We start from the raw sequence: 11,224 nt of genomic DNA, 5'->3' as shown, positions 1-11,224 counted from the left end.
CGCTGCCGGGCCATGGCCTCCCCCACGGCGCCGTCCGGCCGCCACCCGTACGCCCCGGTGCCGGCACCGTCGGCGAAGCGGCGCGGGGTGCTGCTCCCGGTCGTCGGGCTCGTCGTCCTCGCGCTGCTGACCGTGATCACGATCGGGGTCCTGCAGCGCGCGATCGGGACCGGCGGCGTCGTCATCGGGACGCTCGCCGCGCTGCTGCCCGTCGTACCGGTGGTCGCCGCCTTCCTGTGGGTGGACCGGTGGGAGCCGGAACCGCCGCGGATGCTGATGGGCGCGTTCCTCTGGGGCGCCGGGTTCGCCGCCCTGATGTCGCTGCTGATCAACACGAGTGCGTCGACGGTGCTCGACGCCGCCGCGGGGCGCGGGGCGGGCGACCTGTTCGGTCCGGTCGTCGTCGCGCCGGTGATCGAGGAGTTCGCCAAGGGCCTGTTCGTCGTCGGGCTGCTGGCGTTCCGGCGGCGTGAGTTCGACGGCATCGTCTACGCCGGGATCGTCGCCGCCGGGTTCGCCTTCTCGGAGAACATCCTCTACCTGGGCCGGGCGGTCTCCGACCCGGAGACGGCCGGGGTGCTCGCGACGCTGTTCGTCCGCGGGATCGCCTCGCCGTTCGCGCACCCGCTGTTCACCTGCATGATCGGGATCGCGGCGGGGTTCGCGGTCGCCAGCCGCAGCGTCGGCGTCCGGGTGCTGGCGATGATCGCCGGCTACGTCGCCGCGGTGGTGCTGCACGCGCTGTGGAACGGCGCGTCGGTGCTGGCCGCGTCGCCGGGGGCGTTCTACGAGGTCTACATCTTCGTGATGGTCCCGATCTTCGCCGGGATGATCACGCTCGTCGTGTTCGCCCGCCGCCGCGAGGCGCGGATCGTCGCCGCCCAGCTGCCCGGGTTCGCGGCGGCGGGGTGGATCGCGCCGAGCGAGGTCCCGCTGCTGGCCCGGATGTCGCGGCGCCGCGGCTGGCGGGCGCTGGTCCAGCGGCGCTCCGGGAAGGCCGCCGCGAAGGCCGTCGCGGAGTACCAGGCGGCCGTCACCGAGCTGGCGTTCATGCGGAACCGGATCGCCCGCGGCGCCGTCCGGGAGAGCGCCGGGGCGCTGCACGACGAGAAGCTGGCCGCCGTCCTGCGGACCCGGGCGATCGCCGTCGGGGTGCCGGAGGCGCTGGTCGCGGCCTGGGCCAGGCAGCGTCCGTCGGGCTGGCAGCCACCACCCCCGGCCGCGCCGGACGGCAGCTTCTCCGGGGCGTTCCGGATCCCCACCTTCCCGGAGGGGCAGGTCCCCGGGACGACGCCCGGATCGGCCGGTCCCGCCGTGCCCGGGCTGCGCGGCGGGCCTCCGGGTCCGGCGTCCGGGAGCCCGGGTGGCCCGGCGCCGGCGCCGCCGGGCGGTGGTGCGAGCCGCGGTCCCGCAGGTCCCGGTGGACGGTCGGAACCCGCAGGTCCGAGTGGGCGACGGGAATCCGCAGGTCCGGGTGGGCGGCCGGAGTTCACGGGGGCCGGTGGTGGTTCCCCGGGGCCGGGCGGGCCACCGCCGGGCGCCGCACCGTGGCCCGGGGCTCCAGCTCCCGCCGAGGGGCCGCCGCGTCCGGGAACGTCCGGTGCCGCGGAGGGCGTGCCGCGCCAGGGCCCACCGACTCCGGCCGGGGGAGCCGTGCGCCAGGGCTCGCCGGCTCCGGCTGGTGGAGCTGCGGGCCAGGGTCCGCCGGCTCCGGCCGAGGGGGCGACCCGCCCGGTCGGACGTCCGGAGGACCCGGCCGCCGACCCGGCCCGCGGCCGGCACCACGACATTCCCGGGAACCCGGGCCCGACCCGCCCGATGCGCCGTCCCGGCGACCCCGCCGAACCCCAGGACCCGGCGCCCCGCGGCCGGCACGAACAGGACTGACCCGGCGCCCCACAGCGACCGCATGGGGCGCGACGGGTCCTGGGCCGACCGTCCGTCGCGGGCAGCGGGCAGCGGGCAGCTGATCCCCGGTCCCGCCGGCCGAATGGCACGCCATGCACCCCCGTGGCCCGCCCGTACGTGCATGACGTGCCACTGGGCTCCGGATCGGCTTGGCCGCAGAATCCCGGATCGGCCGGGCCGCCGGGCCCCGGTCCGGCGGGCCGCCGGACCGGGTGAGGCCTGTCATACGAGGGTCCCCGGGGCCGGGCGCGCGTCTACCCTCGCGTCCGGCGCACGACCGACGGAGGTCGTGTGCGACCGCGGATTGCCCGACTGGTACCCACGTGGACCGGAGCGGGAGGAAACGGAACTGACTGTGATCGATGCCGGCCGCCCCGCGCGGCTCGCCGTCGGCGTGGTCTCCGCCGGACGAGTCGGTTCGGTGCTGGGAGCCGCGCTCGAGCGGGCGGGCCACCACGTCGTGGCCGCCTCCGGGGTCTCGAAGGCCTCGGTGCGGCGGGCCGCGGAACTGCTCCCGGACACCCCGCTGCTGCCCCCGGACGAGGTCTGCACGCAGGCCGACCTGGTGCTGCTCGCCGTCCCCGACGACGTCCTGCCCGGCCTGGTGCGCGGGCTCGCCGCCGCCGGGTGCTTCCGGCCCGGCCAGATCGTCGTCCACACCGCGGGCTCGCAGGGCACGGCCGTGCTGGAACCGGCCGCCGCCCAGGGGGTCCTGCCGCTGGCGCTGCACCCGGCGATGACCTTCACCGGCCGCCCCGAGGACGTCGAGCGCCTCGCGTCGTGCTGCATCGGCGTCACCGCCCCCGGCGAGGCGGGCGAGGACGACCCCGGCGCCGACCCCCGCGACGCCGTCGGCTGGAGCGTCGCCGAGGCGCTCGTCCTGGAGATGTCGGCCGAGCCGGTGCGCGTCCCGGAGGCGATGCGCCCGCTCTACCACGCTGCGCTCGCCCACGGCGCCAACCATCTGATGACCCTGGTCGGTGACTGCATCGAGCTGCTGGAGACCGCGGGCATCCGGCCGGCCGGCCGGCTCGTCGCCCCGCTGCTCTCCGCGGCGCTGGACAACGCGCTGCGGCACGGCGACCGGGCCCTGACGGGGCCGGTGGCGCGCGGCGACGCCGGCACGCTCCGCACCCACCTGGACCGCATCACCGCCGCGGACCCCGGCCTGGCGGCCGCCTACCGCGCCCTGGCGGGGCGGACCGCCCGCCGCGCCGCGGCCGCCGGCCTGCTGGACCAGGCCGGACTGGACGACGTCGAGAAGACACTGGAGGAGACGTGAGCGGCAGCTCGACCTCGCCCGGCTCCACCCGGAACGGCTACGCGGCCGGCCGGCTGACCGTGCACTCCGACCCGGCGAAGCTGGCGCCCGTCACCCGGGCCCTGCGCGGTGCCGGGCGGAAGATCGTCCTGATCCCGACCATGGGCGCCCTGCACAAGGGGCACCGGGAGCTGATCCGGCACGCCCGTCGCCTGCCGGGCACCGTCGTCCCGGTCGTGTCGATCTTCGTGAACCCGCTGCAGTTCGGTGCGGGCGAGGACCTCGACCGCTACCCGCGCCCGCTGGAGGCCGATCTCGAGGTCTGCCGGGAGGAGGGCGTCGAGCTCGTGTTCACCCCGCAGGTCGAGCACATGTACCCGCCGGGCTCGGACACCCGCATCGCCGCCGGGACGCTCGGCGACGACCTGGAGGGCGGGAGCCGGAAGGGGCACTTCGACGGCGTGCTCACCGTCGTCGCCAAGTTGTTCCACATCGTCGGCCCGGACCTGGCGATGTTCGGGGAGAAGGACTACCAGCAGCTGACCCTGGTCCGCAGGATGGTGCGCGACCTGGACTTCCCGCTGCAGATCGTCGGCGTCCCCACCGTCCGCGAGGACGACGGCACGGCGCTCTCCTCCCGCAACGCCTACCTCGACCCGGAGCAGCGCCGGGCGGCCGCCGTGCTGTCCCGGGCGCTCGCCGCCGGTGCGGGGGTCTCGGCCCGCGGGAAGGACGCCGTCCTGGCCGCCGCCCGGGCCGAGCTCGACTCCGAGCCGGGCGTCGAGCTCGACTACCTGGAGCTGCGCGGCACCGACCTCGGCCCCGCCCCCGACGACGGTGAGGGACGACTGCTCGTCGCCGCCCGGTTCGGAGCCACCCGCCTGATCGACAACGTCCCCGTCGCGTTCTGAGTCACGAGGAGACCGCCGTGTATCGCACCATGATGAAGTCCAAGATCCACCGCGCGACCGTCACCCAGGCCGACCTGCACTACGTGGGCTCCGTGACGATCGACGCCGACCTGATGGCCGCCGCCGACCTGCTCGAGGGTGAGCAGGTCACGATCGTCGACATCACCAACGGCGCCCGGCTGGAGACCTACGCGATCACCGGGGAGCCCGGTTCCGGGATCATCGGGATCAACGGCGCCGCCGCGCACCTGGTGCACCCCGGTGACCTGGTCATCCTGATCTCGTACGGCTCCTACGACGAGGCCGAGCTGCGCGAGTACCGCCCGCGTGTGGTCTTCGTCGACGCCGACAACGCCGTCGCCGAGCTGGGTGCCGACCCCGGGCACGCGCCGGACGGATCGGGTCTGCTGACGAGCGCCGCCCGCTAGTGCTGCTCTGCATCGACGTCGGGAACACCGACGTCTCGCTCGGGCTCTACCCCGAGCCGGAGCCTGGTACGGACCCGTCGTCGCTGTCGCCGGAGCCGGAACGGCGGTGGCGGATGCGCACCGACACCCGCGCCACCGCCGACGAGCTCGACCTGATGATCACCGGGATGCTCGGCGAGCACTTCGCCGGGGTCGACGCCGTCGTGGCCCTGTCCACCGTGCCCGGCCCGTCCCGCGAGCTGCGCACCCTGCTGGCCCGCTGGTCGGACCGGATGCGGGCGCTCGTCGTCGGGCCGGGGGTGCGCACCGGGGTGCCGCTGCTGGTCGACCACCCGCGCGAGGTCGGTGCGGACCGGGTGGTGAACAGTCTGGCGGCGCACCACCTGTTCGGTACCGCGTGCATCTGCGTCGACCTGGGCACCTGCACCAACGTCGACGTCGTCTCCGCGCGCGGGGAGTTCCTCGGCGGGGCGCTCGCACCGGGGATCGACATCGCGATGCAGGCGCTCGCCGAGCGGGCGTCGTCGCTGCGGCCGGTGGATCTCGTCGAGCCGCGGTCGGTGATCGGCCGGACGACGGTCGAGGCCGTCCAGGCGGGGGTGCTCTACGGCGCCGCCGGCCAGGTCGACGGCCTGGTGCGGCGGATCCTCGCCGAGCTCGGCGCCGACGTCGGGCCGGTCACCGTCGCCGTCACCGGGGGGCTCGCGGAACTCGTGTACGGCCGGGCGGACACGGTCACCCACCACGTGCCGGACCTGACGCTGCACGGGCTCCGTCTGACCCACCTGCGCCACCACCGGCCGCGCTGAGGCCGCCACGACCGACCCACCGGCGTCCGGCCCGGGGCCGCGTCGATAGCCTGACCTGCCGTGAACACTCCCGGCACGCCCACCGACCCCGGACCCGAGGCAGACCTGCCCGAGCAGATGCGGGTGCGCCGGGCCAAGCGCGCGGAGCTGCTGGCCGCCGGCACCGAGCCGTACCCGGTCGAGGTCGCCCGCACGCACACCCTGCGCCAGGTCCGTGACGCCCACCCGGACCTGCCCCCGGACACCGCGACCGGCGAGAAGGTCGCCGTCGCCGGCCGGGTGATCTTCGTGCGGAACACCGGAAAGCTCTGCTTCGCCACGCTGCGCGAGGGCGACGGCACCGAGCTGCAGGCGATGCTCTCGCTGGACCGGGTCGGCGCCGAGGAGCTGGCGCGCTGGAAGTCCGTGGTCGATCTCGGCGACTTCGTCCTCGTGCGCGGTGAAGTGATCACCTCGCGGCGGGGCGAGCTCTCCGTCCAGGCCGGCGAGTGGTCGATCGCGTCCAAGTCGGTCCGGCCGCTGCCGACCGCGCACAAGGAGCTCTCCGAGGAGAACCGGGTCCGGCAGCGCTACGTCGACCTGATCCTGCGCCCGCAGGCCCGTGAGACCGTCCGCGCCCGCTCCACGGTGCTGCGCACCGTGCGCGAGGCCCTGACCGACCTCGACTTCGTCGAGGTCGAGACGCCGATGCTGCAGCTGCTGCACGGCGGGGCCACCGCGCGCCCGTTCGTCACGCACGCGAACGCGCTCGGCTCCGATCTGTACCTGCGGATCGCCCCCGAGCTGTTCCTGAAGCGTTGCGTGGTGGGCGGCATCGAGAGGGTCTTCGAGCTGAACCGGGTGTTCCGGAACGAGGGCATCGACTCCACGCATTCGCCCGAGTTCGCGATGCTCGAGGCCTACCAGGCGTACGCGACCTATGACGACATGGCCGTCCTGACCCGCGACCTGATCCAGTCCGCGGCGCGGTCGCTGTTCGGCTCGACCACCGTCCGGCACCAGGACGGCACGGAGCACGATCTCGGCGGGGAGTGGCGGTCGGTCACGATCTACGGGTCGGTGTCCGAGGCCGTCGGGCAGGATGTGACACCCGACACCGATCTCGGCGTTCTGCAGGAGATCGCGGCGAAGCACGATGTCGACGTCACCGAATACCCGACGCCGGCCCAGATCGTGCTGGAGCTGTTCGAGAAGCTCGTCGAGCACACCTTGATCGAGCCGACCTTCGTCCGTGACTTCCCGGTCGAGGTACGGCCGCTGACCCGGGCCCACCGGGACGACCCGCGACTGTCGGAGTCCTGGGACCTCATCGTGTTCGGGGTGGAGCTCGCGACCGCCTACTCGGAGCTCGTCGACCCCGTGGAGCAGCGGGAACGCCTCCACGCGCAGTCCGTGAAGGCCGCGGCGGGCGACCCGGAGGCCATGCAGCTCGACGAGGACTTCCTCCGGGCGATGGAGTACGGGATGCCGCCCACCGGCGGGATGGGGATGGGTGTCGACCGGCTGTTGATGACGCTCACCGGGCTCGGCATCCGGGAGACGATCCTGTTCCCGCTCGTGCGCGGGGAGTCGTAGCCGCCCGAAATGCACCGGCCCCCCCTGGTCGCGGACCGCGACCAGGGGGGCGACGTGTATCCGGGCCCGAACGAGTGGTATTCGGGTACCTTTCTCTCAATCGTGGCCGCCCTCGCTCGACGCGGCGAACATTTCTCGGTTAGTCTTCGAATCGAGTCGGTTCCGGTGATCCGCGTGGCCTCACCATTGCGTCCGGGTATTGCTCTCTTTCGAGCAGCTGCCTGCCGGACCGGTTCGCCAGCAAACGTATCCGGTGATTCAGGGAGGCTGCGACGATGGCGCAGATCAAGGAGGTCCGGCTCGTCGACGATCTGTCCGGCGACGCCGCGGACGAAACGATCGAGTTCGGGCTCGACGGCCGCAACTACGAGATCGACCTGACGGACGACAACGCGAAGAAGCTGCGGGACGTGCTCGCCGACTACGTCGCCGCGGCCCGTCGCGCGGCCGGTCCGGCCGCCCGTCGCCGTGGTGCGTCGAACGCGGCCGCCCGCCGTCCGTCGGTGGACCGTGAGCAGAACCAGGCGATCCGCGAGTGGGCCCGCAAGCGCGGGATGAAGGTCTCCGACCGCGGCCGCATCCCGGCCGAGGTCCTCGAGGCCTACCACCAGGAGAACTAAGGGTCACCTCACCCGGGAGGCGGTGGAGGGGTAGCGTGGCCGGGGCCCCTTCCCCCATCCGCTCCCGGGAGGTGCCGTCATGGCCCGCCGTGTCACCGAACTCGAGGTTCTCCGCACCGAACGCCTGAGCCCGCACATGGTGCGTGTCGTCGCCGGTGGCGACGGGCTGGCCGGGTTCCCGGACACCGAGCACACCGACCGCTACGTCAAGCTCCTGTTCCCGCTGCCCGGTGTCGAGTACCCGGATCCGCTCGACATGGACCGGGTGCACGCCGAGTACCCCCGCGACCAGTGGCCGGTCCAGCGCACCTACACGGTCCGCTCGCTCGACCACGGTGCCGGCGAGCTCGTCATCGACTTCGTGCACCACGGCGACACCGGCCTCGCGGGGCCGTGGGCCGCCGCCGCCCGTCCCGGCGACCGGTTGCGGATGGTCGGACCCGGCGGCGCCTACGCGCCCGACCCGGAGGCCGACTGGCACCTGCTGGTCGGGGACGAGGCCGCGCTGCCCGCGGTGTGTGCCGCGCTCGAGCGCGTCCCCGCGGGCCGGCCCGTCGTCGCCGTGCTCCAGGTCGACGGGCCCGAGGACGAGCTGAAGCTGCCCGGCGATGGCGATCTCACGGTGCACTGGCTGTACCGGTCCGAGGCCGGCGGCGACCCCGACAGCACCCAGCTCCCCGACGCCGTCCGCGCGCTCGGCTTCCGGGAGGGGCGGATACACGCGTTCGTGCACGGCGAGGCGATCGCCGTCCGCGAACTCCGCAGGCACCTCGGCCGCGAGCGTGGCGTCGCGAAGGAGGACCTCTCGGTCTCCGGGTACTGGCGCCGTGGCCGCGACGAGGAGGGCTTCCGCGAGTTCAAGCAGGCCGAACGCGTGCGCGAGGAGTCCGAGCAGCAGACCGGCTGAGCCGGCGGGGAACACCTCCGGTGTAGGCCGCGTTACGGACGGAACGTCCCACGGTGACCGTCAGGTGGAGGCGCCGGGCCCCCTCGGACCGATACAGTGGTATGAGGTCCGCCCCGCGAGGGGCGGTCCGGCGCAGTGTCACGCGAGGCGCAGTGTCGGACCCGGTCTGCCGGGAACGGACGGAGATGCTGGTCGCGCCGTACGTGAGGCGCAGCAGGCAAGGAGTGCGAATTGTTCGAGAGGTTCACCGACCGAGCACGACGTGTTGTCGTCCTGGCCCAAGAAGAGGCCCGGATGCTCAACCACAACTACATCGGGACCGAGCACATCCTCCTTGGCCTGATCCACGAGGGTGAGGGTGTCGCCGCGAAGGCACTCGAGTCCCTCGGTATCGCTCTGGAGGGCGTGCGCCAGCAGGTCGAGGAGATCATCGGCCAGGGCCAGCAGGCCCCGTCGGGTCACATCCCCTTCACCCCGCGGGCGAAGAAGGTCCTCGAGCTGTCGTTGCGCGAGGCGCTGCAGCTCGGCCACAACTACATCGGCACCGAGCACATCCTGCTCGGCCTGATCCGCGAGGGCGAGGGCGTCGCCGCCCAGGTCCTCGTCAAGCTGGGTGCCGACCTGAACCGGGTGCGCCAGCAGGTGCTGCAGCTGCTCTCCGGCTACCAGGGCAAGGAGCCCCAGGAGTCCGGCACGGGCGGTCGCGGCGAGGGCACGCCGTCGTCGTCGCTGGTGCTGGACCAGTTCGGTCGCAACCTCACCCAGCAGGCCCGCGAGGGCAAGCTGGACCCGGTCATCGGCCGGGAGAAGGAGATCGAGCGGATCATGCAGGTCCTCTCCCGGAGGACCAAGAACAACCCGGTCCTGATCGGTGAGGCCGGCGTCGGCAAGACCGCCGCCGTCGAGGGCCTGGGCCAGGCGATCGTCAAGGGTGAGGTCCCGGAGACGCTGAAGGACAAGCAGCTCTACACCCTCGACCTCGGCTCGCTGGTCGCCGGCTCCCGCTACCGCGGTGACTTCGAGGAGCGCCTCAAGAAGGTGCTCAAGGAGATCCGCACCCGCGGCGACATCATCCTGTTCATCGACGAGATCCACACCCTGGTCGGTGCGGGTGCGGCCGAGGGCGCGATCGACGCCGCGTCGATCCTGAAGCCGATGCTGGCCCGTGGTGAGCTGCAGACGATCGGTGCGACCACGCTCGACGAGTACCGCAAGTACGTCGAGAAGGACCCGGCCCTGGAGCGCCGCTTCCAGCCGATCCAGGTGTCCGAGCCGTCGGTCACGCACACCATCGAGATCCTCAAGGGCCTGCGCGACCGGTACGAGGCACACCACCGCGTCACGATCACCGACGACGCGTTGTCCTCGGCCGCGACGCTGGCCGACCGCTACATCAACGACCGCTTCCTGCCGGACAAGGCGATCGACCTGATCGACGAGGCCGGCGCCCGGATGCGCATCCGCCGGATGACCGCTCCGCCGGACCTGCGGGAGTTCGACGAGAAGATCGCGAACGTCCGCCGGGACAAGGAGTCGGCGATCGACGCGCAGGACTTCGAGCGGGCCGCGCACCTGCGCGACCAGGAGAAGACCCTGCTCGGCGAGAAGGCCGAGCGCGAGAAGCAGTGGAAGTCGGGCGACCTCGACGTCGTCGCCGAGGTCGACTCGGAGCAGATCGCCGAGGTCCTGGGCAACTGGACCGGCATCCCGGTCTTCAAGCTGACCGAGGAGGAGACCACCCGGCTGCTGCGCATGGAGGACGAGCTCCACAAGCGCATCATCGGCCAGGAGGACGCGGTCAAGTCGGTCTCGCAGGCCATCCGGCGTACCCGGGCCGGCCTGAAGGACCCGAAGCGCCCGTCCGGCTCGTTCATCTTCGCCGGCCCGTCCGGTGTCGGTAAGACGGAGCTGTCCAAGGCGCTCGCGAACTTCCTGTTCGGCGAGGACGACGCGCTCATCCAGATCGACATGGGTGAGTTCCACGACCGCTACACCGCCTCGCGGCTGTTCGGTGCCCCTCCCGGGTACGTCGGCTACGAGGAGGGCGGCCAGCTCACCGAGAAGGTGCGGCGCAAGCCGTTCTCGGTCGTGCTGTTCGACGAGATCGAGAAGGCGCACCAGGAGATCTACAACACCCTCCTGCAGGTGCTCGAGGACGGCCGTCTCACCGACGGCCAGGGTCGCGTGGTCGACTTCAAGAACACCGTGCTGATCTTCACCTCGAACCTGGGTACCCAGGACATCTCGAAGGCCGTGGGTCTGGGCTTCTCGTCCGGGAACGACGAGGCGTCGAACTACGAGCGGATGAAGACGAAGGTCAACGACGAGCTGAAGAAGCACTTCCGCCCGGAGTTCCTCAACCGCATCGACGACATCATCGTCTTCCACCAGCTCAACCAGGACCAGATCATCGAGATGGTCGACCTGATGATCGGGCGCGTGGAGAAGCAGCTGGCCAACAAGGACATGGCCATCGAGCTCACCGAGCGGTCCAAGAAGCTCTTGGCCCGCCGCGGGTTCGACCCGGTCCTCGGGGCCCGGCCGCTGCGCCGGACGATCCAGCGGGAGATCGAGGACCAGCTGTCGGAGAAGATCCTCTTCGGCGAGCTCGAGGGCGGCCAGATCGTGCTGGTCGACGTCGAAGGGCTCGACGAGGACGCTCCGGAGGACTCGAAGGCCTACGACGACAAGGCGCACTTCACCTTCCGCGGCGAGCGCAAGCCCGCCGAGCCGGTGCCGGACACCCCGCCGGCCGCCCTCACGGGTGGCGACGAGTGACCGACGGGTGACCTAGGCGTCGTACCC

General features: G+C 72.5%; 9 protein-coding genes. All 9 read left to right on the top strand.

Annotated elements, in window-relative coordinates; all coding sequences use genetic code 11:
• Window positions 1-12 precede the first annotated feature (12 nt).
• The 9 genes from Ae150APs1_RS32830 (at window position 13) to Ae150APs1_RS14845 (ending at window position 11,197) form a co-directional block, all read left to right on the top strand.
• Window positions 13-1,887, top strand: a complete 1,875-nt coding sequence (locus Ae150APs1_RS32830) for a PrsW family intramembrane metalloprotease (protein WP_075298227.1) — start codon at window positions 13-15, stop codon at window positions 1,885-1,887.
• A 379-nt stretch (window positions 1,888-2,266) separates the two neighbouring features.
• A complete protein-coding gene (locus tag Ae150APs1_RS14880) occupies window positions 2,267-3,190 on the top strand; it encodes a DUF2520 domain-containing protein (protein WP_075302121.1) in 924 nt (307 codons plus the stop codon).
• 53 nt (window positions 3,191-3,243) lie between these two features.
• Complete coding sequence (gene panC, locus Ae150APs1_RS14875; RefSeq protein ID WP_075302119.1) at window positions 3,244-4,080, top strand: pantoate--beta-alanine ligase; 837 nt, start codon at window positions 3,244-3,246, stop codon at window positions 4,078-4,080.
• A 17-nt stretch (window positions 4,081-4,097) separates the two neighbouring features.
• On the top strand, window positions 4,098-4,508 hold the full coding sequence (gene panD / locus Ae150APs1_RS14870; protein ID WP_010225668.1) for an aspartate 1-decarboxylase: 411 nt from the start codon (window positions 4,098-4,100) through the stop codon (window positions 4,506-4,508).
• The gene (locus Ae150APs1_RS14865; protein ID WP_010225670.1) at window positions 4,508-5,317 is read left to right on the top strand and encodes a type III pantothenate kinase; all 810 of its coding nucleotides are present in this window, start codon (window positions 4,508-4,510) and stop codon (window positions 5,315-5,317) included. The genes panD and Ae150APs1_RS14865 overlap by 1 nt, the downstream gene beginning before the upstream one ends.
• Before the next feature lie 117 nt (window positions 5,318-5,434).
• Window positions 5,435-6,892: a lysine--tRNA ligase gene (gene lysS / locus Ae150APs1_RS14860; protein ID WP_075302118.1), complete on the top strand. Its 1,458-nt coding sequence runs from the start codon at window positions 5,435-5,437 to the stop codon at window positions 6,890-6,892.
• A 275-nt stretch (window positions 6,893-7,167) separates the two neighbouring features.
• On the top strand, window positions 7,168-7,512 hold the full coding sequence (locus tag Ae150APs1_RS14855) for an Lsr2 family protein (RefSeq protein ID WP_010225674.1): 345 nt from the start codon (window positions 7,168-7,170) through the stop codon (window positions 7,510-7,512).
• Between the two features lie 79 nt (window positions 7,513-7,591).
• Entirely contained in the window at window positions 7,592-8,419 is an 828-nt protein-coding gene (locus Ae150APs1_RS14850; RefSeq protein WP_075298225.1) for a siderophore-interacting protein, read from the top strand.
• Between the two features lie 231 nt (window positions 8,420-8,650).
• On the top strand, window positions 8,651-11,197 hold the full coding sequence (locus Ae150APs1_RS14845) for an ATP-dependent Clp protease ATP-binding subunit (protein ID WP_010225679.1): 2,547 nt from the start codon (window positions 8,651-8,653) through the stop codon (window positions 11,195-11,197).
• Window positions 11,198-11,224 lie beyond the last annotated feature (27 nt).

This window comes from Pseudonocardia sp. Ae150A_Ps1 (genome assembly GCF_001932315.1).
Lineage (GTDB): Bacteria > Actinomycetota > Actinomycetes > Mycobacteriales > Pseudonocardiaceae > Pseudonocardia.
Note: the sequence above shows the minus strand (reverse complement) of the source record. Positions and strands in the feature narration are given on the sequence as shown.